This window comes from Nitrospira sp. KM1 (assembly GCF_011405515.1).
In the GTDB taxonomy this organism is placed as follows: Bacteria; Nitrospirota; Nitrospiria; order Nitrospirales; family Nitrospiraceae; genus Nitrospira_C.
Window position 1 is genome coordinate 3,430,300 of the sequence record NZ_AP022671.1, and the last position, 22,291, is coordinate 3,452,590.

Here is a 22,291-nt window from a genome sequence, read left to right on the forward strand (position 1 = left end):
CGCGGTCAAGAGGGATGATGTGATTGACTGAGTCCTGCTAGGCTGTCTATATTGCCTGATTTTTACTGCAAGGAATGATATTCAATGCGAAAGCCTGTACAAATCACCGTCGACCGGGCCCTGCTGCTGTATGTCCTGCAATGTGCTGAACCTCACGGACTTCTCAGTGATGTCAAATTGCAGCAGCTATGCTTTCTGTGCGAACTTCAGATGTTCGGGAAAGGCCTTAAAGGATTTCATTTCGAATATTTTCGATTTGCCTATGGCGCGTTCAGTAAAGACTTGGACAATGATCTGACATCTCTCCGCCGCAAGGAACGTGTGGAAAACTTCACGCTTTCGGACCAAGCCCGGGAGGAGGTCCTTCCCTTACTTGAACAAGGGGTTGCAGGCGTCGAGCAGAATGAGAAAATGATTGAGATCATGAAGGCCGTGATCGCGGCCTACGGACCTCAGGACAGCGGCGTGATCACCAATTCCGTAGAGGCCGTCGAGCTCAGTACGCCACAGGATCCCGAATTCAAAATTCCCATCCGCGATATCGTGTTCCACACGACATTGCTCGTGCCCAGTCGCATTGAAGTCCAGCATGAGTTCGCGGTTGTTCCCGCCATCTTGGCGAAGATCAATCAGGCCATGGGGTATTGAACTGAGTTGTGAAGGAGGCGGTTGCTCAGTCGCGAAGTTGATATAATTCGCCGTACTTTCGCTCCAGATAATGCAGAAACGGTTCGGGGCTGATGCTGGTGCCTGTGACGCGCTGAGCGAGGCGCTCCGGAGTGTACATGCGTCCCCAACGATGGATCTTCTGTTCTAGCCAGCGCCGAAGGATCATGAGTTGACCTGCCGCGATCTCTTCTTCCAGGTGAGGAATCTCTTGCCGGGCTTGGTCGTAAAACTGAACGGCGTAGAGGTTCCCCAGCGTATAGGTGGGGAAATAGCCGAATGCGCCGAATGACCAATGCACATCCTGCAGCACCCCTTCGGCGTCGGTCGGAGGAGTAATTCCCAGATAAGACTCCATCTTCTGATTCCATAACGCGGGAAGTTCTTCCGGCTTGGCCCTGCCCTCGATGAGTTCCTGTTCGATTTCCACTCGAAGCATGATGTGTAAGTTATATGTCAGTTCATCGGCTTCCACCCGGATGTACGAGGGTTTGACTCGGTTGATAGCCGCATAGAAGGATTCCAAATCGACCGCGCGTAGCTGATGGTGAAAGGTCTGCTGCAGAATGGGATAGAAAAATCTCCAGAACGCCCGAGACCGTCCGACACAATTCTCCCACATTCTGGATTGGCTCTCGTGAATGCCGAGGGACACCGAGTCTCCAAGCGGCGTCCCATAGTAGCGAGGATCGAGGCCTTGATCGTATAGGCCATGCCCTCCCTCATGGATGCAACTGAACAGACAGGAAGGTAAATCGTGCTCATGAACGCGTGTCGTGACTCGGACATCGGTCGGATGAAATGAGGTGGTGAACGGATGAGCGGACAAATCCAGGCGTCCACGCTCGAAATCATATCCCATGGCGATGAGGATGAGCCGGCCAAACTCCAGTTGCCGCGCGGTGTCATACGCATGGAACAGAATGCCGTCATCGATGCGAACGGAGCTGTTTTGGACGCGTCGAAGAAGGGGGACGAGCCGCTCCTTGAGCGAACCGAAGAGTGGGCGCAGCCCGGCGATAGTCGATCCGGGTTCGTACACGTCGAGCAGCGCGTCATAAGGCGAGTCTTCAAATCCCAGATACTGGGTTTCTTCGCGCTTGAGTTCCAGAATGGTTTTCAGATTGGGGAGAAACTTGGAAAAGGCATTCTCTTCCTTGGCTTCAGTCCAGACCTGTTGGGCGAGAGAGGATTCCCGGCTCAGGCGGATGACGAATGAAGACGGCAGTTTTTGAGCCCGCGTGAAGTCTCTCCACACTTCGCGAAGCAGAGATTGTGAAGATTCATCCCACAATTCTCCATCGCGATCTAACGGGATACCTGTCTCAAGATCGACCGACTCTCTCAGAAGCCGTTCCATTTCGGGAGAAATCAATTTCTGATGGGCAAGGCCCTGCAGGGTAGCGATCTGCTCGGCCCGCGCCATCCCTCCGCCGGCGGGCATATACGTTTCCTGGTCCCAGGACAGGACGGAGGCCGCGCTGTTGATGCGTTGGATATCGAGAAGCTGAGTGGTCAGGGATTCGAGCACTTTGAGGGTCTTCACCGTGCATTTCCTCTCTCTGACGGCCGTGGTACCATGCCGACTCAGCGTGACGCATGCAGTGTACCCATGCCTTGATGAGTTTTTCAAACGGGAGGCCCTCTGATGGGCAACATCGTTTCCGCAGACATTGAAGCCTATGCCCAAGCGCATTCGATTCCGGAATCCGCAGTCTGCGCCGACTTGCGGCGGGAGACGGAGCGAACGATGAAGGATTCTCGGATGCTGGTCGGACCGTTGGAGGGTGCGTTTCTAAAAATGATGGCTGGGCTGGTCGGGGCCAAAGAGGTTCTGGAGATCGGTATGTTTACCGGGTACAGTGCGCTCTGTTTTGCGGAAGCAATCCCGTCGGACGGACATGTCGTTACATGCGAGATCGACGAGCGGTCAGCTGCCCTTGGCAGAGGGTTTATCGACCGGTCCCCGCACGGACAGAAGATTCAGATTCGTATGGGGCCGGCATTGGATACGATGCGAGAGCTGAGCGGTCCCTTTGATGTTATTTTCATCGATGCGGACAAGACGAACTATGCCAATTACTATCGTCGCGCATTGGAACTGATATCGCCCAGGGGTGTGATCTTGATCGACAACGTGCTGTGGGATGGAGAAGTTCTGAAGCAACCGTCCCTTGACGAGAGGACCGCCGCCATTCAGGAACTGAACCGTCTAGTTGCTGACGATCAGAAGGTGTACGCCGTTCTCGTAACGGTCAGAGACGGCTTGCTTGTGGTACGCCCGGCCTGAGAGATGTCGGGCCTCTCGCTTGTCGTGGCCCGTTCTCGAAATGCCTAGGACGGGTCCTCCCGCACGACAGACTTGTCGAAGTCAGACGGGAGAGCGATTGAAGTGGTCAGGAAGAAAGCTTCAGCCCGATGATGCCGGAAATAATAACGGCGATGCTCAGGATTCTGAATCCGTCTTGTGATTCATCGAAAAGCATGATGCCGAGGATGGCTGTTCCCGCCGCGCCAATCCCCGTCCATATGGCATAGCCCGTCCCGACGGGACTCGTCTTCAAGGCCATGGCCAGGCACCACAGGCTCAACATCATCGCGATGGCGGTCCATACGCTGGGCCATGGGCGAGAGAATCCTTCCGTGTACTTAGTCCTACGGCCCAACCGATCTCAAACAAACCCCCAATGATCAGAATTATGTCCAAGCCATACAATCCCCACGGCAGAAAACAGAAATCGGCTTTGTTAGTATCTAGAAACGTGTTGACGTCAAGGGTGAATTGACGGGCTCGGTTTCCGGACTCTCACCGTTCATTTCCCCGCGGGGACTTTCTGAACGGCGCCGATGCTGTCCAGACCGGCCTGCGCGCAAGCGGCGTCCAAGTGACCACCCGGTGCTCCGCCGACGCCGATGCCTCCCAAGACTTCGCCGCCGAAGTCGATTGGCAGCCCGCCGCCCAGGATCAAGATTTTATCGCTCATATCCCTTAGACCCTGCGCTACTGGCATCTTCGATACCATTTCAGCCATGTCCCCCGTTGGCGTTCGCAGGCTGGCCGCCGTATAGGCCTTTTTTACGCTGCTTTCGACGGTGTGGGGTCCGGCGCCGTCGCCCCGGATCAGTGACCGCAACACGCCGGCGCGGTCGACAACCGCGACGCTCACTCGGTATCCGTCTTTTGTGCACTTGTCGAGGGCGGATTGAACCGCTTTCATGGCAAGAGCGGCGGGCAGCACCGTCTCTTTTGGCAAATCCTCGGCGGAAACAGGCACCGGTCCCAAGCCAAACGTGAGAATTCCGCATATCAGCCCGTTCCTCAGCCACATTGTGCGAGTGTGATCGGTCAAATGGCCATCCATCGGTTCCTCCTTGTGATGATAGTGAACTGGCACGCTCCAAAGCGGAATCCGGCAACAAAACCCGGAGTGACTCTTCAGAAATGTATTCGATCACTCAGATACCCGATCCCTGGTCGTCACGCCATGGAGCTATCACCGTGGCCGGGTCTGCATCAAGGGCATGGGACGAGGACGAGATGACCGTCGCATTTGCCACGGGGAGGATTCGGCACTTATCCGGGATGAGTCTGCGGACGATGAGGGACCAGCGGAGGTGCATCCTGAGAACGTTCCTCGCCGTTCCTTCTCTCGTCAGTCAGCGCACCGGAACCCTTCCTGACCATACCCGGCGGTTCAACCTGTCCCTCCACCCATCGATACAGAACTGGAAGGACGACCAGTGTCAGCAACGTTGAACTGACCAAGCCGCCGATGACCACAACAGCAAGCGGACGTTGGACTTCGGATCCTATCCCATGAGCGAATGCCAGCGGAACCAATCCAAGCAGGGCGACCAAAGCGGTCATGAGGACGGGCCGCAAGCGCAGCAGACAGCCTTTCATAATCACATCGTCGCCGCTCAGCCCTTCGTCACGGAGCTTGTTGAGATAGGAGACGAGGACGATACCGTTTAGTACCGCTACTCCGAACAAATTGATGAACCCTACGGAAGCCGGCACGCTGAGATATTCCCCGGTCAGCCAGAGCGCCACGATGCCTCCGATCATGGCAAAGGGGAGGTTCATGATGATGAGCGCGGCATGCCGGACGGTATTGAATGAGGCGAACAACAGCAGGAAGATGAGCCCGATCGTAATCGGCACGATGACTCGCAAACGAGCCATCGCGCGCTGCATGTTTTCAAATGACCCCCCCCAGGCAAAATGGTAGCCGGCGGGCAACTTGATCTCTTGCGCGATTTTGGCTTGCGCTTCCGCCACGATGCTTTCGATGTCGCGGTCCTGAGTGTTGAAGCCGACGTAAATTCTTCTTTGCAGACCTTCCCGGCTGATCAAAGAAGGGCCTTCGCGCAACTCGACCGTGGCGAGATCTCCAAGTGGAATCAGCGCCCCGGTGGCCGAAGTGAGTAATATGTCGCTGATGGTCTGGACACTGTCGCGATATTTCTCGGGATAACGAAAGGTCAAATCGAACCGTTTTTGTCCTTCGTAGACCCGCGTCGCAGCCTCCTGGCCGATCGCCGTCGTAATGATCTCCTGCACATGGGCGACATTAATGCCGTGTCTGGCGATCTTCGCGCGATCGATATCAATCGTGAGGTACGTCTGTCCGAACAGTTGTTCGACGCGTACGTCCCCGACCCCTCGTATCGACTTCATGATGGTCTGCACTTTTTCGGCGGTATTTCTCAGGACATTCAAATCCTCGCCGATGATCTTGACCGTCGCCTCCGACCGGACCCCTGAGAGCAATTCATCGACTCGCTGCTGGATGGGTTGGCTCAGGAGAAAGTTCGCCCCCGCGACCTTTTCAATCCGTTTTCTGATGGCATCGTCCAATTTTGATTTGGTAGCGGCCGTTTTCCATTGGTCCATCGGGTACAAGGTGACGACCGGATCGCTGGCGTTAGGCTCCTGCGGATCATTCCCCAATTCTGACCGTCCGATTTTCGAAACCACCATACGGACTTCGGGAAATTCGAGCACCGCTCTCTGCATTTCTTTTTCGATCTCGATGGACTTGTCCAGCGCGATGCTCGGGTAGCGGATGGTCTGCGGCGTGATGGCCGCCTCATTCAGGACAGGAATGAATTCTCCCCCGAGAAAAGGAAAGAGACACAGGCTGCCGCCCATCAGAATGACCGCGATAAGGAGCACGGCGACGCGATGCTGGAGCGCCCAGCGCAAGGTCGGAATATAGATGCGCTTGGCGCCTCTGAGCAGGAACGTATCGTCTTCGCTGCCTCCCTTCATCGCCAGCGAGCAGAGGACGGGCGACAGGGTCAGCGAAAACACCAGGGAAACCACGAGAGCGATGATGATCGTGTAGGCCAGCGGCTGGAACATTTTGCCTTCCATGCCTTGCAACGTCAGGATCGGCATGAAGACCAGAATGATGATGAGAATGCCGAACACGACCGGCTGGCCGACCTCAGTGACCGCTTCGATAATGACGTCGGTCTTGCTGTGTTGGGAATCCCTTTTTTCGGAGAGATGACGGTACGCATTCTCGACCACCACCACCGATCCGTCCACCATCATGCCGATCGCGATCACCAAACCCCCAAGCGACATCAGGTTCGCCGTGAGCCCGACTTGGTCCATGATGATGAAGGTCACCAACGGGGTGACAATCAGCGTGGCGGTCACGATCAGCGCACTCCGAACATTTCCCAGGAAGAGAAAGAGGATGACCATGACCAATACGATGCCTTCGAGCAGAGCCTTGTAGACCGTGCCGAGCGCCGCCGTGATGAGTTCGATTCGGTCGTAGAACGGGACGATACGCAATCCTCCCGGCAGGATATTCTTCTGATGAATTTCGTCGACCTTGTCCTTGATCGACTGCACCACGTCTCTGGCGTTGCCGCCTCGAAGCATCAGTACGATTCCCGTGACCACTTCCCGTTGTCCGTTCAGCACCGACGCTCCGTGCCGAACGGCGTGCCCGATACGCACCTCGGCGACATCGCGAACGTAGACCGGGGTCCCGCGCACTTGTTTCACAACGATGTTTTCGATGTCACTCAACGTTTTGATGAGGCCCACGCCCCGCACGACGTACTTTTCGGCGTTCTTTTCGAGGATATTCCCGCCGGCATTCGCGTTGTTTTTTGCGACGGCATCGAACACGTCATGCAGCGCGAGATCGTATTTTCTGAGAAGCCCCGGCTCGACCAACACCTGATATTGTTTGACGAAGCCTCCCATGGAATTGACATCGACCACGTCCGACAGTCCTTTCAGGATGGGTCTGACCACCCAGTCCTCCAGGGTTCTCCGTTCCATCAAGTCCTCGTCCGTCAGGACGAAACCCGGATCGTTGTCGCGAGGTCCTTCCAGGTAGAACTGGTAGACCTCTCCCAACCCTGTCGTGTTCGGGACTAACTGGGACGAGGAGCCGGGGGGGAGGAGTTCCTGAACTTCGAGGACCCGTTCAAGCACGACCTGCCGCGCAAGATAAATGTCGATATCGTCGCGAAACACCACGGTGATCATGGAGAGGCCGACTTTAGAGAACGATCGGATATCCGTCAGGCCGGGAGCCCCCATCAGTTGGAGCTCCAGAGGAAAGGTCACGAAACGCTCGACCTCGGCGGGGGACAGACCCGGTACTTTGGTGACGATTTGAACGAGAACCGTGGTGACGTCGGGAAAGGCGTCGATGGCGATCGTACGGAATGCGTAGATACCGCCGACGGCGAGGATGCACGACAAGGCGACGACTAAGACCCGTTGACGAAGGGAGAGGGCCAGAATAGACGAGAGCATGTGGTCAGATTTGTTCGCCGAGGAGTTCGGATTTCAAGACGAACGCGCCCTTGACCACGATCTGCTCTCCTTCGCGCAACCCATCAGTGATTTTGACATCCCGTCCGTTCGATTCGCCCAGGCTGACGTCCCGCGCTTCGAAGGACTGGGCGTCACGTTGTACAAAGACGAACCGCCGGTCCCGGTCGCGCTGCACGGCTGCTTCCGGTACAGCCAGAGCATTGGGTTCCGGGTCAGAATAGACGCGAATGGTGGCAAACATTTCCGGCTTGAGTTTTTTGTCTTGATTGGCCAATTCCAGTCGCAGGTTCATGGTGCGGGTGGCGACGTCCAGCACGTCTCCCACGTAGGTGATGGTCCCATGGAAGATCCGATTCGGATAGGCATTGACAAGTACTTCGACCGATTGTTTCACCGGAGAATTATCCTGATGAATATACGGGATGTCCTTTTCAGGGATATTGGCCAAGACCCACACTTCGGAGAGATCGGCGACCGTGAACAGCTTTTCGGTGGTTTCCACCACTTCGCCTTTGGTCAGATTCCGGAGGATGATCCGGCCGTCGAACGGCGCCATGATCGGCACGTAGGACCGGATCGTATTGTCCCGTTCCAGACGCCGGATTTGCTCCTCGGACATGCCGTACAACTCCAATCGGTCGCGTGCCTCACGTTTTTCCGCGCGCAAACTGAGCATCTCGCCCTTCCGCTTTTGCGCTTCCGCCAATCCGATGACTTTTTCGGCAAGCAGCATTTTGGCCCGCTCGTAGGACTGCTCCGCCACATAGAGTCTCGCGTTCGCTTTCAAGTATGCCGACTGCGCAATCCCTAGGTCTCCGCTATACAACATGGCCAACAGATCGCCGGCCTTGACCTGCTGTCCCAAGTCAGCGTAGACGTCCACGACTCGTCCCCGAACCAATGTGGTGATCTCAGCCAGCGCATGCTGATTCGGCACAACGGTTCCAGGAAAGTCCCGGTGTGTCCGGAACTCTCCTCTCGCCACCGTGTGAATTTCCAAGCCGGCGCTGGCCACCTCCTCAGGCGTCAGGCGAGCAATGTATTGAGACGACTCGGGGCTTGCTGGTTTCGTGGATGCATCACCAGTGGGCGGAGCATCGCAGCCAGCCGTCAGGAGGAGGAAGAAGACACCAATGATGCCTCGATTCACAATAATCCTCCTACCGAACGTTCCAAGCGGGCCAGTGAAACGGACAAGTCATACCGTGCCTGCGCGTAATCCAATTGGATATCTCGTTGTACCCGTTGAGCGTCGAGCACTTCCAGCAGGCTGGACGCTCCCTGCTGAAAACTGAATTGCGCCAGCCGCAGCGCTTCCTGAGCTTGTTTCAGCAGGCCCTTCTCGAAGACACCGATCATGGTGGCGGTCGTTTGAGCCTCTTGATAATGCTGGTTCACTTCTTTGAGCAGCCCGTTACGCGCCCGCAGCCATTCCGCTTCCTCCCGTCGTTTCGCTCCGAGTGCCGTCGCGATCTCTCCCTGCTGCTGGTACCAGATTGGTGTTGGAACCGTGATCCCGCCTTGAATGGCTTCGCGGCCTATTTCACGCCAGTATGAGCCGTTCACCGTAATATTCGGAACTCGCGCCTGGCGCTCAAATTCAAGGAGCCGCTCAGCTTGTTGGATCAGGTTTGTCAGACGCTGCAGCGTCGGATGTTGGTCACCCGCCCGAACCACAAGCGTATCGAGAGTCATATTCGACGGAAAGGTTTCAAAATCTCCGGCAATGCTGAACGTTTGTCCCAACGCACCACCTGTAAGCGTGTCCAAGACCACTCGGTTGACGCGAACGATATTCTCCATCCTAGTAATCAACTGATTGGCCTTTAAGACCTCGACTTCTGCCTTGATCGCGTCAAACTGGGGAGCTTCCCCCAGTCGCACCCGTGCCTTCACGATCCGCTTGACGTCTTCGATGGTCTGGCCATTCAAACGGGCTAGATCCAGATCGCGCTGTGCCAGCAGGAGATCATAGAAGGCGATCTTGACCGTTGCGGACAGGTTTAGTTTCGTTTCGGCTAATCCTGCTGTCGCACCTGCGAGTCCGGCCTCAGCCGCCTTCTTTCTGGCCGTCCTTTTGCCGGGCCACTCCAAGGGCTGTCCGATCGTCGCGTTGTACTCTGTGAGGGAGGTTCTGGAAAGATCATCCCGAATATCCGCTCGGCCGGTATCTCGAATCTCTCCACGTCCGCTGTTCCCACTGAAATATGGATTGGGATATGCGCCCGCTGTGACGCGCTGGCCAGCGCTCTGATCGATGCTGGCATTTGCGCCTGCGACGACTGGATTGTGCTCAAGAGCCAGTTTGACGATGTCATCCAGCCTGTACGCGGATGAATTCTCCGCAGTTGCGATGGCATACGGCGGTAGGGCCAGCAAGATCATCGCAAACAGACTGATGCCCGCGCGCATCTTCCAATCCTGAGACAGCGCTGGATTCCGAGAGGGAGAGGCGCAAAGGGGTTTGCCAGCGGCCCTGGACGAAATGCCCGGTACAGTCATTGTTCGTGTCATGGCGTATCGTTCCTTTTGCTATAAGAGGCACACATCTGCGTGTTGGAGAACAGAGAAATTGTGCATCTTCTGTTAACGGTATTCAACTCCGTGAAAAACGGGGATACCGCAGCGCGTGTGGCGAAAAGAGCGGCAAGTCAGTGAGTGGGGGGGTGACGACATCAATCAACCCGAATCGTAGCGGTTGGGCTCATGGAGCCTTTGATATTTTCCAGATCCAACCATACGTTGTATTGGACGGTCGTGGCTTTCGAGAAGCACAAGCTCGCATAATCTTGCGGTGGAATCGTCACCACGTCTTCCATGGCTCCAAAGCTCCCAAAGCCCGTTTCACAGCTCACAACATCACGCCACGCGACATTCAAAATGCCGACGCGTATGGGACTGGATGATGCATTGTGCCACCGCACTTCCTCTCCGATCCGTGCGAACAACACCCTCGGAGTGACCTCTTTATTGATTTCGACGTAACGGACAGCGGTTCCGGCGCCCGGCTTGCCGACGCCGCATCCCTGAAGTAGCGCGAGCATGAGCGCGATCTCGAGGAGGCCCCTGCCTGTTGGACGACCCACATTGTCTCGTCGATATCGTAAGACCGTCACAAATCGCTCTCCCTCTCTTGTTAGGACGTGGCCCGGGGCTCATTCCGCACCTCCGTCACGAAGCTGGATGTTCCTGATATTACCACGACAGCGTTTATTCATTCGTCCGGGTCATGTCGTGGTGACGGCCCTGAAACACGTTGAGACACTTCCTGCGCAATAACTCAAAATCGAATGGTTTGACGAGATATTCTTTTGCCCCCGCGTTCATAGCAACGCGGAGTTTCCCGACATGAGCCGAGTCGGACATGACGATCACCGGTACATGCGGAAACCGCTCGCACATCTCCTGCAGCACGGCCAGTCCACCAAGAGTCGGCATCTGCAGCTCGACGAGCACGCCGTGGAACGGTGTACTGGCTTGCTCGTGTCCCAGTCGTAGCAAGCCGGATAGACCGCTATCTTCGGCAACCGCGTCGAAGCCGATCGCCTCCAAGCGATCACACAAGAGCCGGCTGATGTCAACATGGTGATCGATAACTAGAATACGGCGTCGTGAGGAGGCGGAGTCTGCCGGTACATTGTCATTCCGGCCCAACAGAGCGTCATTGGTATGCAAAGGTGTATTCATAGGCGGCCATTTGTTCGCCCATGGCTAGGTTCCGTGAGGACGCTGATTCCGTTCCGACAGAACCGTTGATACAGGCGGGTCAACCGTATCCCCTGCTTCCTCCAGGCTTCCCACTGGCCTGCCACCGTGAAGTCAAAGCGGCGGGGTCCTCCGATGGAGCCCACCCATTCCATATTCTCCGCCTGCCTGTGGCTGCACATCCGATTTCGGCTCCCAGAACTCGTCATGAACGTCTCGCATCCACCCGCTTTGTGTGTTTCTCAGCCGTCTTCAATGCCAGGTGAATTTGAATCATCAGGATGTTCCGGAATCAACCGGGTCACTACGTCTGGCCAGGGAATGTGTCCGTCAGGCCATCGAGGTGTCCAAAGCCGTCCGATCAATCGGACATGATTGATGGTCCTGGTTACACCAGACATGCTGGACGACGGCACGTATCGAGGAGAGCAAGGAATGCGAGGATCCTTTGATTAAATATCCAGATGCTCCCGCTGCGAAGGCCTTGGACATGATCTCAGGTTCGCTATAGGAGCTATAGAAAATGAGCCGGCATTCAGGCAGGGAGCGGTGAATCTCTCTTGCGGCTTCGATGCCATTGACGACAGGTATGTCGATATCCGTCAGGACGATATCAGGGCGCAGGGCTTGGGCAGCTTCGATGGCGGCCCGCCCATTCGCCGCGCTGGCCACGACATCGTATTCGGGTTCCAGTAGGGACTGAAGCATCATGCGAATTGATGAATGGTCGTCGGCCAATAATACGCGGAGTCTGGACATGACCGGTATACCTTACTGAGCAGGTGAAACCCACGAACCAATATTATGAAATGTTTATGAGATGAGAGTAGCTGGATGCCGGAGAATAGGCCAGCGGGTTCGTACTGGAGAGCCCTGGTGAAACTACTGGGTGTCAGATAAATGTCTACGTAGGGTTAGAATGCCATCACAGACCCTTTCGTCAAGTCGTAATGAGGCCGTTCGCGATCGCATATTTGACGAGATCGGCCGTCGTGTGGAGGTCGAGGAGCTCCATGATTTTGGCTTTATGAAACTCCACGGTCCGATGTGACACTTTGAGTTGGCTGGCGATTTCTTTAGCCGAGAATCCCTCGGCCACCAATTGAAGAATTTCACGCTGCCGGGCGGTCAGATCATCGGCCGCATGTACCTGAGGCCGTCCGGGCGACAGCAGCGAGGCGATGACGTCTTTTGTGATCAAGGGGGTGACGTAATAGTTGCCGCTCACCACTGATTGAATCGCCTGAACGAGCTCTTTGGCTGCCGAACGCTTGAGCAGATACCCATTGGCCCCGGCTTTGAAGGCTTCGTTGATATAGGCGGCGTCGGCATGCATGGTGACGAAAATGATTTTGACATCCGGAAGGAGCTTCTTGAGCCGTCTGGCAGCATCGATACCGTTGAGTTTGGGCATCGAGATATCCAGAAGAATCAAGTCCGGCTGGGTGCGGCCGGCCATCTCGACCAGGCTACGGCCGTCTTCCGCCGTGCCGACCAATTCGGCATGGTCCTCCAGCAACTTCTGAAATCCCTCTAGAACGAGGGTGTGGTCATCGGCTAAGAGAATTTTCGGTTTCTTCATGTCGTGTATTCGGAAGCGGGATCAGGACAGACACATGTGTTCCCCGCTTCGGTATAGAGTGGATATCCAGGCGTCCGTGGACCGAACGCACCCGTTCTCTCATGTTGACCAGACCCAGACCGGCCTCCACTTGTTCCATATCGAACCCGACACCGCTGTCCCTGATGAACAGGGTAACCTCGCGTGAGTCACAGGTCAATTCAACCTCGACGCGTGATGCGCGGGCGTGTTTGGCGATGTTCGCCAAACTCTCTTGTGCGATACGGTAGAGGCACGAGGCGATATGCAGGGGAAAGGACGATGGCAAGTCCTCCTGCACGACGATCGTCTTGATTCCCGTTCTTGACGAGAACTGATCCGTCAATTGACGCAATGCCGCGCTCAAACCCAGGTCGTCAAGAATGGACGGGTGGAACTGATAGGCAATGCGTCGCACATCATCTGAAATGACGGCGATCCGCTGGGCGAGCGATTGAAACGCTTTTTGGACCTCGGCAGCCGGCAGAGGAATTTGATTGTCCAGATTGCCGATTTCAATGGCCAGGAGAGCCAGCCGTTGGTTGATATCGTCATGCAGATCGCGCGAAATGCGGCGTCGTTCTTCCTCCTGGGCCGAGATCAGTTGACTCGTAAACGACTTCAATTGTTGTTCGGTCCTCAGCCGTTCCGTGATATCGCGAAGAATAATCGTGCAAGTCGTTTGTGCATCGATGCACAAACGCGAGATGCTGGCCTCTGCTGGAAATTCGCTCCCGTCCTTGTGACGTCCAGATACCTTGAACGGTTCGGCCGCCCGTCGTGCCGCCGGTAATCCTTGACTTCGGTCGACGGAGTCGAGGCGCGCGTAAGCCGGCAATAGGATATCGATCCGATGTCCGAGAATCTCGTGAGCCTCATAGCCAAACAATCTGGCGGCTCCCTGATTGAAAAGCGAGATGGACCGGTCTTCCGCCATGACGATAATCGCATCTTCGGCGATATCCAGGATGCCGGCAAGACGGCCTTGAGACACCCGGTACGCCTGTTCCGTGTGCATCCGTTCTGTGACTTCTGAGACCAGAGCCTCGTTTACCTTTGCCAGTTGGTGGGTTCGTTCGGCAATCTTTTCCTCCAACCCCTCATTGACCTTCTGCAGGGCCAGTTCCGCCTGACGCCGTTTGTATGCAAACCAGGCGAGGATCCACAGAACGATGATCGTGAAGGCGCGATTTCCCAATGGGATCCAGATAGGCGTTCCGGGAATGAGATGGCCGTAGAAGGTTGCTGTAATGGTGAGGACTGTGCCGATGGCTGCCGTCGCGGAGGGCATCCAGAGGAAACGCGACCCAGTCGCGATCAGGATGACGCCTGTGTAGAGAAAATGGTTGGCGAACCCAAGAGGCGTATGTGTATCCAGGGCGAACAATGCCCCGAACAGCAGCACCATCAGGCCGCCGCGCAGCCATTCTTTGTCCGACAGGAGCATAGTCTGTGGAGGCGAAATTATGATCCTTCGATGTGCGGAGGTTCAAGATCCCGGGCATCGACGGGTACGACATCGATTGTATGCGGACATCAAGAAGAAGTCAGTGAATCTGACGACTTTGTTCTAGAATAGAGGCCGCACTTGTTTGAACTCGCGAGGGTGAAGAATGACCGGATCGTTCAGAAACGATGGGTGAGGGAATGAAATTCGAAAGCCGTTCAAACGATTGGGAACGTATTCAATCCGATGACGAGCAAGCCGATGAGGGCCATCATCATCCAGAACAGCTCACGGTCGCCGCATTTATCCAAAAAGCGTCGCATGGTCCGGGAAACAGCAAGGCATATGCCTGCAGAGCGGGATACAGATTTCCAACTGCTTATGGGGCCGCCGCGTTAAAAAACGAGCGATCTCGCACACTCCGCACAGTGCGAGCGTGTCTGGTACTAAGAGTGGTTTGGGCAAGGTCAAGGTGTGATGGCCTTGGGGTTGCCATCGATCTCGATTGTGCATGACCCTAGTACAGAAGGTTTTAGATAGCGATGATTATCAGCGGATTGTTCCATCTCGTATCAGGACCTCCGCTTTCAACCAGTCCTCGACATCGTGGCCGTCTTCACAGCCTCGTGTAAGGTACAGTTCGTACGCTCGAATTGCCACTTGTTGCGAGGTGTCTGCGTCATTCTCATTGCGTGGAAGGTCATTACTGGGCTTGCTGCGGTCGGCTCGTTTTCGAGCCTGCCCCTGCTTCTTCATCAGTGCCTCCATGTTGTCACCCGGAAATACCATTCTTTGAAGATGCGACGAACCGCTGCGAAACACGCTCTTGAACATGCTCTTGGTGGTCGTTCGACAAGCACATGGTTGTGTCAACTGGATATCAATGGTCATGCAACAGACATGCGTTACCTGTCTCGCGCAGTCCCTCTTACAAGTATCTGGCGAACGAGCGCGGTGTAGAAATACTGCCGGCTTGGTTCGTGCGAGTTCCGCGATAACAGAGTGCTCATTCCCCCGAGATCCGTCGGATCCCGCGTATTCCATTGCGAAAGCGGCCCCCACAGGAGGGCAGGGACCTGTCGTGGGACACACGCGAGTTCCTTCCGCTTATGAAAGCCGCATCATAGAAACCCGATTTCCGTCATCCTCACAGCTCTGGCGTGCCTCGGGTGCGAATCCACCGATGTCCGGGAGCGACAGGACATCCGATTTGCACGAATTGTGGCGTCCTCGATATTTCCACAGTTCAAGCATCTCATTGACGTGACCATGTGATGCAAGCGCTCTTCCGCGCTCTCCGAAAACGATTCGGCCACCATAAATCCCTCACACCGTATGCAATGCATGGAATGACCTCCCTCGTTGATCCATTGGTCTCCGCAGCCGAGCAAGTGTCATGCGCGATGTGCGCACGGAGGATCTCGTTATCGGCCTCCAGACTCTGTTGTCATCGGTCGTTGTGATATCTCCGACCCGGGATTGATGAGAATCGGCACGTTCAATTTGTCCGGCAGCAGGACGAATTTGGCATTCTGACTGTCGTACAACTTGAACCGCAGATAGTTCTCCGTCAGCGTTTGGGCAATAGTTTCCTGGGCTTTTGCTTGGCCGCTGGCGCGAATGCGCAGGCCCTCCGCCTCTCCTTCCGAGCGAATGTGAATCGCATCGCCTTCTCCTCGCGCTCGACGTCTCGCGATCTCGGCGTCTTTCTCTGCAATGACCAGCTCAAATTCCTTCTGCTCTTTCTCCTGCTCCTTCGCCTGCTTCCGTTCGACTGCCTCCAGTACGACTTTCGCAAGCTCGATATCAGCCAATGCCACGCTGGCGATTTCGAGATGGCGCCCTTTGAGTTTTTCCACGACGACCGCCTGAACTTTGCTTGCAATCTCGGCACTTTTTTCCGGGACGTGCACCATCGGATAGCCGGATACGACGCTCCGGACGGCCGCCAGCAATTCGGGTTTGACGACCCGCGGATAAAAGTCTTGGCCGACCTCCTGCGCAAGAAAATAGATTTCTGCGGGGGCCGGCCGCATGATGATGGCGGTTCTGAGTTGCACGAGCAGATCATCGGAGCTCAAAGCATCGACGGTCTCCGTATAGCTCTGCCATCGGATGTCGTACAGATAGATCGAGTTCCAGGGTGCTCTCCAATAGAACCCGTCCTTCAACGGCTGCGCGGAAAGTCCGTCACCGAAGGGATGCCAGAACAGTCCACGCTGTCCGGGTTGGACGCTGGTTCCTGCACAACCCGTGATAAGCAAGATAGAAACGGCGGCGACGGCAAGAAGAAAGCGGTCGGTGCGTTCCATGGTTCCCTCCAGGGCCTGCCGAGCGTCTCCCCGCATCCGGCCTATCGGGGGGTGCTTGCGCCCGATAGCGTCATGTCCGTCATCCCGTTGAGATGCTCCCAGGCCATGCGTTCCCGTTTTTGTGCTTCCGCTTCATAGAACTGGGCCAGCAATCTGGCTCCCGACACCCATTCCGAATCAGGGCCGAACACCTGCTCATACGCAGCGGCCTGCTCGACGGCTTCGCGGGACTTGTGACGAAGCACGGAAGCCTCACGGGAATAGTACGAGGCGATACGATGCTGGTCACTTGCAGGATCAAACGACTGGAGATCCAGAGGCGCTCCGGAACGCATGCAAGCAACGGCACTCGTCAGGAGCATCCCGCTCAACCCCGCCACGAAGGCAGATTGGTTCACCCTGCGATTCATGACTCTTCCGCTGTGGATGAGTCTGTGCCGGTGTCACGTATGGTGATGCGTGCATCAATACGCAGGAATCGAATCTCATAGTCCGTACGGCAGGCGATCAGTTCGACCGCACGATCCTGTTGCAGCCGGTTCAAGGCGGCAAACAATCGATGCCAGGTACAATCATGCATCTCCAGGGCTAGGTCTGTGAACATCATCCGTGGACGCTGCCGCCCCAGTGTGAGAATTCGCTTTTCAAGTGTGTGAGAAACGGATTGAGCCGTCATCGTGGATTCTTCCACATGGGTTCGTTATCCGTTTGGAGGAGCAATTTTTGATCCGCAGGTGGTTTGGCTCCGTGGGTGATATATGGCAGCAGCAGATCCGCCATGCATGGACGAACGACCCGATGATCCTCGCGCCGGATAGTAAGGCCAAGATCACGCATCACAAACGGGAATGTTTCTTTCGCACAGTGCGTCTCGTGCGAATCCGCTCGATGAAGGCACGGGATCGTCGCATTGTGATCAGCTGGCACAGCATGCAATGGGTCGCATGAGGCATTACTATTGCTGGATGATGTGCGCTTGGGGCACAATCACAATGATGTGGAGTGTGGGCAGTTGGCATTGCGGACGATATGCTGCTGCTCAGACGCATGAAGCCGTTGCATGATCATTCGACGTACAACATGAATTGTGGTCGACGTCTATCCATCCATCGTGTCGCCTCAAGAGACTTCGGAGGCTTGAGAACTGCCGCGTGTCTTACGGAGCCGGCTTTCCAAAACGCTCTCGGGATTATTGGCATCGTCTGGTAGACTCTCGGCACGCGAGGCCATCCCCACATCACCGGCGTGATGATGTCGCCTCCTGGCGCGGAGGCGATGTTGAAAGGTTTCTCTAACTGATGGTTCGCGCGTCGCTGAAGAATCCCTATGCGGTGATCGCGATCAGCCTGATCGTCATCATCGTCGGGATCGTGTCCTACCAGAAGATGGTCGTGGACATCTTCCCGGAAATCAACATGCCCGTCGTGGCTGTAGCCACGTTTTACAAAGGCATGGGCCCGTCGGAGGTCGAAGGCGCGATCACCCTGCGACTGGAACAGGCCTTTCTCCAGGCCTCGTACATCGATCACATCGAGTCGCGGTCCCTGCCCGGTGTCAGCCTGATCAAGATCTATTTCCACTCTTCTTACGATGTGAATGCCGGGTTGGCCGAGATCACCAGTTTGACCTATGCCAATCTTCGTTATCTGCCGCAGGGCATCTTCCCGCCAATCATCATCAAGTTCGGCGCCGCCAGCCTGCCGATCGCCGTCCAAACCACGAGCAGCGAGTCGATGACGGAAAAAGAAGTGCGGGATCTCGCCTACTTCAACGTGCGGCCTCAACTCGGCAATGTGCCGGGGGTGGCATTTCCGACCACCTTCGGCGGAACCGTCCGGCAGGTGACGGTCTTTCTCGATCCCCAGCGCATGCTGGCCCGCGGTGTGTCTACCCATGAAATCGTCCAGTCGGTCAACCTGCAGAGCGTGCTGCTTCCGGCCGGTGATGTGAAGATCGGTGACTTTGATTACAACGTCTACACGAACAGCATGATCAAGGTCGTCGATCAGATGAACGACATCCCCATTAGAGTCGTGAATGGCGTGCCGGTGTTCCTGCGGGACGTGGGCAAGGCCGTCGACTCGACGATGATTCAAACGAACGTCGTACGGATCAATGGCAACCGCGCGGTCTATCTTCCGATCATGAAGCAGGCCGGCGCCAACACGATCGCGGTGATCGATGGTATCAAGGATGTACTTCCCAAGTTGATCGGCATCCCCAAGGATCTGACCGTCAAACTATTGTTCGATCAATCGCTCTATATACGCCAATCGATTCATACGCTGGAGCACGAAGGGTTGCTCGGCGGAGGATTGGCCTGCCTGATGGTGTTGTTATTCCTGGGTAGCTTACGTTCGACGTTGATCGTGGCAATGGCCATACCATTGTCCGTCACGGCGGCATTCATCGGCCTGTATTTCACCGGCCATTCGATCAATATCATGACCCTGGGAGGGCTGGCCTTGGCGGTCGGACGGCTCGTCGATGACGCCATCGTCGTCGTTGAAAACTTCCATCGTCATCTGGACATGGGAAAATCTGCTGGACAGGCTGCGGGGGATGCCGTCAGCGAAGTGGCGCTGCCCATGCTCATCATTACCGTCACCGTGTTTTTGGTGTTCCTGCCGATCGCCTTTTTCACCGGCGTGATCAAATTCCTGTTTGTTCCGCTGGCCCTCGCCGTCGCCTATGCCATGATGGCCTCGTACGTCGTCGCGCTCACGGTCGCGCCGGTCTCGATGGCCGCGCTCATTCAAGGGCATGCGCATCCTCAACGTGATGTGAGGTTCCGGCGGGGAGGCCTGAGCGGCTGGTGGGATCGTCTCAACCTCTTCGATCCGTTTGTGGAGCGGTACGTTCGACTTCTTCGATGGTGCCTGATGCACAAAGCCGCCGTCATTCTCGGTGTGGCCCTTATTTTCGTCGGATCGCTGTTCATGGCGCCCCTGATGGCGACAGAGTTTTTCCCCAAAGTCGATGCCGGATCGTTCATTCTCAACGTCTCGGCTCCGGAAGGCACGCGCATTGAAAAGACCGAGGCGATCGTTGCACAAGTCGAAGAGATCATTCGCCAAGAGATTCCCGCTTCGGATCTGGATCAGATCGTCTCGAACGTCGGACTTCCCCAGGGGTGGATGGTGCTCTATACGCCGGTCAACGGCCCCCATCAGGCGTTCATTCTCGTCAACATGACCCGCGATCATGCCGTGCATACGGAACATGTGGTGCTGAAGGTCCGCGAGCGGCTGCGCCGGGATCTGCCAGGGCTCAAATATTCGTTCCAGACCGGAGGAATAGTCAGCGACGTCATCAACTTCGGCTTGCCGGCTCCGGTGGATATCAAGGTGAGCGGTCCCAGGATGTCGGAATTGTCCGCGACGGCTGGGAAAATCCGCGACATCGTGGCGGAGATACCCGGCACGGCCGACGCGCAGGTTCGTCAAGGCATGGACTATCCTGAAATCCATCTGGATGTGAATCGAGCCAAGGCCTCCTACCTCGGGCTCAACGAGCACCAGATCGTGACCGATCTGGTGACAGGCCTGTCTTCGAACGTCACGCTGAACCCGGGATATTGGATCGACCCGCGGACCAACAACGCCTATTTCGTCGTCACGCAGTTTCCCGAGCAGATCCTCATGACTTTCGAGGATTTTCTCAACATGCCGCTTGTCGGCAGCCATGTGGAGCAGCCAATGGCCGTCAGTATTGGAGGCGCGGGATTGAGAGGAAGTTCGCTGGTGATGTCGCAGACACCTTTCCCGGTTCAGGCCAGGTTGCCGGGCGTTCAGCCGAATGGTGGCAGCCCGGTCATCTTGCGGGATCTGGTCGACGTGACGAGAAAATCGGGACCTGAAACCGTAGACCATTTCAATCTGCAACGGACCATGGACGTGCTCGTCAGCATTCCGGGAAACGATCTGGGCCGGGTCGCCTCGCAGATCGAAGCGGCGGTCGCCAAGCTGGAGCTTCCCAAGGATGTCATCTTGACCTTCAAGGGAGAGGTGGACAGCATGAGGGCGGCACTGTCAGGATTTGCGGGGACCCTCCCGCTGGCCATGCTATTGATCTATCTGATCATGGTCGGCCTGTTCCGGTCATGGCTCGATCCGTTCGTCGTGATGTTTGCGGTCCCCCTGGGATTCATCGGAGTGATCTGGATGCTGTTGCTGACGCATACTTCCGTCAACGTCGAATCGTTGATCGGGACGCTGATGATGATCGGCATCGTGGTGTCCAACAGCATTTTGCTGGTTGATTTTGCGAATGGAAAGCTCAGGGAAGGCATGCCGCTTGAAGATGCCGTGGTGGAAGCGGGACGGTTACGCATCAGGCCGATATTGATGACGTCGCTCGCCACCGTCATCGGTCTGGCGCCGATGGCACTAGGGATTGGTGAGGGGAGTGAAAGCAACATGCCATTGGCACGAGCCGTGATCGGAGGGTTGACCGTCTCGACGTGTATGACGCTGTTTTTCGTTCCTGTGTTACATGCCCTCGCACGCAGGAGATCGGTCGCTGCAATTGCCGGACATCGCCCTGATGAGCGGTGAAGCAGGTATTCGAGGGAAGCCGATGAGGCTGGGTAGGCTGCCCAGAAGATCATGACGCTTTCGTCCAGACTCAAAGTGCTCCTGTCCGTGGCCGCAGGATTATTCGTCCTAGCCGTGGTGTTCATGCTCCTCCAGGGCCAGGAGCAAAGTGGATCCACCCCCGGCGCAAAGTCGGATCTCCATCAAGTCCAGACCATGAAAGTTCAGGTGCGGGACATCGATCAAACCTTGACGCTGCCGGCCAACATTTCGCCGTGGTATCAAGCCACGCTATACGGAAAGGTTTCAGGATATGTGAAATGGATCGGTGTAGATAAAGGAGACGTGGTCAAGCAGGGCCAGTTGCTCGCGACCATGGATGCGCCGGAAATCGAGGATCAGTTCGAACAGGCGGAAGCGGACTATACGATCAAAAAAGTGACCTATGAGCGGTATCTCGGAGTCTGGCAGGAAAATCACGACATTATCGCCAAACAGGACGTGGACGTCGCCAAGGCCGCGGCCGAGTCGGCCAAGCACTTGCGGGACAGTCGGCGGACGTTGCTGGGGTACACGAAAGTCTATGCGCCGTTCAGCGGTGTCATCACTGCACGATTTGCCGATCCGGGCGCGTTGATTCAGGCCGCGACCGGTTCATCGACCGGAGCCGTACCACTATTCACCATCATGGACATGGAAAAAGTGCGGATCTATGTGAACGTTCCCCAGGAGGCTGCGTATTTTGCAAAACCGGGACTCGCAGTGACGCTGGTGTCCAGGGAACTTCCCGGCAGGGAAGTGGCTGCGTCCATTACCCGCACCACCGAAGCCCTGGATCCGGCGACCAGGACCTTGCTCGTCGAGATCGATGTTCCGAACACAGACCGACGCTTTCAGCCCGGCATGTTCATCAATGCCTCGCTCCATCTCCAACGCCATCCGCAGACGCTGGCTGTTTCTCCGGGCGCCATTGTCCCGGATAAAACCGGCCAGCGGAAATCGGTGTTTGTGGTCGAAGGCGGGACGGCCAAGCTGCGACAGATCAAGACCGGGATTGATGACGGGATATGGATGGAAGTCTTGGAAGGTCTGTCCGGAGATGAAGAGGTCGTTGTCGTTGGAAAAGGCGATCTTGCGGATGGACGGGCGGTGCATGCATCTCCGTACAATCTTCCGGCCGGGACACCGGCCAAACAGAAACTCTAATGCGCA

General features: G+C 56.1%; 20 protein-coding genes. 5 read left to right on the forward strand and 15 right to left on the reverse strand.

The genetic code is table 11. The features are described 5' to 3' along the window. Positions 1-84: 84 nt before the first annotated feature. A complete protein-coding gene (locus W02_RS16170; RefSeq protein ID WP_173049526.1) occupies positions 85-648 on the forward strand; it encodes a hypothetical protein in 564 nt (187 codons plus the stop codon). 25 nt (positions 649-673) lie between these two features. Here W02_RS16170 and W02_RS16175 read toward each other — a convergent pair whose 3' ends face one another. Continuing rightward, positions 674-2,212: a carboxypeptidase M32 gene (locus tag W02_RS16175; protein ID WP_232068567.1), complete on the reverse strand. Its 1,539-nt coding sequence runs from the start codon at positions 2,210-2,212 to the stop codon at positions 674-676. A 102-nt stretch (positions 2,213-2,314) separates the two neighbouring features. On the opposite strand from W02_RS16175, the gene W02_RS16180 reads away from it, so the two are divergent. Beyond that, on the forward strand, positions 2,315-2,956 hold the full coding sequence (locus W02_RS16180; protein WP_173049530.1) for an O-methyltransferase: 642 nt from the start codon (positions 2,315-2,317) through the stop codon (positions 2,954-2,956). Positions 2,957-3,062: 106 nt separating this feature from the next. Here the strand turns inward: W02_RS16180 and W02_RS21895 are convergent, their stop codons facing one another. From W02_RS21895 to W02_RS16250, 14 genes are all read right to left on the reverse strand, one after another. Continuing rightward, positions 3,063-3,263: a multidrug efflux SMR transporter gene (locus tag W02_RS21895; protein WP_305080021.1), complete on the reverse strand. Its 201-nt coding sequence runs from the start codon at positions 3,261-3,263 to the stop codon at positions 3,063-3,065. A 216-nt stretch (positions 3,264-3,479) separates the two neighbouring features. Then, entirely contained in the window at positions 3,480-4,028 is a 549-nt protein-coding gene (locus W02_RS16190) for a heme-binding protein (protein ID WP_232068568.1), read from the reverse strand. 212 nt (positions 4,029-4,240) lie between these two features. After that, a complete protein-coding gene (locus W02_RS16195) occupies positions 4,241-7,459 on the reverse strand; it encodes an efflux RND transporter permease subunit (RefSeq protein ID WP_173049532.1) in 3,219 nt (1,072 codons plus the stop codon). Between the two features lie 4 nt (positions 7,460-7,463). Further along, positions 7,464-8,630 carry an efflux RND transporter periplasmic adaptor subunit gene (locus W02_RS16200; protein WP_173049534.1) on the reverse strand — a complete coding sequence of 389 codons (1,167 nt, stop codon included), beginning with the start codon at positions 8,628-8,630 and terminating at the stop codon, positions 7,464-7,466. After that, on the reverse strand, positions 8,627-9,994 hold the full coding sequence (locus W02_RS16205; RefSeq protein ID WP_173049536.1) for a TolC family protein: 1,368 nt from the start codon (positions 9,992-9,994) through the stop codon (positions 8,627-8,629). Before W02_RS16205 ends, W02_RS16200 begins: the two co-directional genes overlap by 4 nt. Positions 9,995-10,155: 161 nt before the next feature. Beyond that, positions 10,156-10,596, reverse strand: coding sequence for a hypothetical protein (locus W02_RS16210; protein WP_173049538.1), 441 nt, complete (start codon positions 10,594-10,596; stop codon positions 10,156-10,158). A 94-nt stretch (positions 10,597-10,690) separates the two neighbouring features. Further along, positions 10,691-11,167 (reverse strand): response regulator, encoded by a 477-nt coding sequence (locus W02_RS16215; RefSeq protein ID WP_173049540.1) that lies wholly within the window; start codon positions 11,165-11,167, stop codon positions 10,691-10,693. Between the two features lie 348 nt (positions 11,168-11,515). Further along, entirely contained in the window at positions 11,516-11,944 is a 429-nt protein-coding gene (locus W02_RS16220) for a response regulator transcription factor (RefSeq protein WP_173049542.1), read from the reverse strand. A 181-nt stretch (positions 11,945-12,125) separates the two neighbouring features. Beyond that, positions 12,126-12,767 carry a response regulator transcription factor gene (locus W02_RS16225; RefSeq protein WP_173049544.1) on the reverse strand — a complete coding sequence of 214 codons (642 nt, stop codon included), beginning with the start codon at positions 12,765-12,767 and terminating at the stop codon, positions 12,126-12,128. Further along, on the reverse strand, positions 12,736-14,232 hold the full coding sequence (locus W02_RS16230; RefSeq protein ID WP_173049546.1) for a PAS domain-containing sensor histidine kinase: 1,497 nt from the start codon (positions 14,230-14,232) through the stop codon (positions 12,736-12,738). Before W02_RS16230 ends, W02_RS16225 begins: the two co-directional genes overlap by 32 nt. Before the next feature lie 549 nt (positions 14,233-14,781). Continuing rightward, positions 14,782-14,988, reverse strand: coding sequence for a DUF2934 domain-containing protein (locus W02_RS16235; RefSeq protein WP_173049548.1), 207 nt, complete (start codon positions 14,986-14,988; stop codon positions 14,782-14,784). Positions 14,989-15,656: 668 nt separating this feature from the next. Then, a complete protein-coding gene (locus tag W02_RS16240; protein ID WP_173049550.1) occupies positions 15,657-16,544 on the reverse strand; it encodes a prohibitin family protein in 888 nt (295 codons plus the stop codon). Between the two features lie 41 nt (positions 16,545-16,585). Then, complete coding sequence (locus W02_RS16245) at positions 16,586-16,954, reverse strand: hypothetical protein (protein ID WP_173049552.1); 369 nt, start codon at positions 16,952-16,954, stop codon at positions 16,586-16,588. Then, positions 16,951-17,220, reverse strand: coding sequence for a hypothetical protein (locus W02_RS16250; RefSeq protein ID WP_173049554.1), 270 nt, complete (start codon positions 17,218-17,220; stop codon positions 16,951-16,953). Before W02_RS16250 ends, W02_RS16245 begins: the two co-directional genes overlap by 4 nt. Positions 17,221-17,291: 71 nt before the next feature. Between W02_RS16250 and W02_RS16255 the strand changes: the two genes are divergently transcribed. The 3 genes from W02_RS16255 (at position 17,292) to W02_RS16265 (ending at position 22,285) form a co-directional block, all read left to right on the forward strand. Then, on the forward strand, positions 17,292-17,492 hold the full coding sequence (locus tag W02_RS16255; RefSeq protein WP_173049556.1) for a hypothetical protein: 201 nt from the start codon (positions 17,292-17,294) through the stop codon (positions 17,490-17,492). 350 nt (positions 17,493-17,842) lie between these two features. Next, the gene (locus tag W02_RS16260) at positions 17,843-21,100 is read left to right on the forward strand and encodes an efflux RND transporter permease subunit (RefSeq protein WP_173049558.1); all 3,258 of its coding nucleotides are present in this window, start codon (positions 17,843-17,845) and stop codon (positions 21,098-21,100) included. Positions 21,101-21,151: 51 nt separating this feature from the next. Then, complete coding sequence (locus W02_RS16265; RefSeq protein WP_173049560.1) at positions 21,152-22,285, forward strand: efflux RND transporter periplasmic adaptor subunit; 1,134 nt, start codon at positions 21,152-21,154, stop codon at positions 22,283-22,285. Positions 22,286-22,291: the final 6 nt, after the last annotated feature.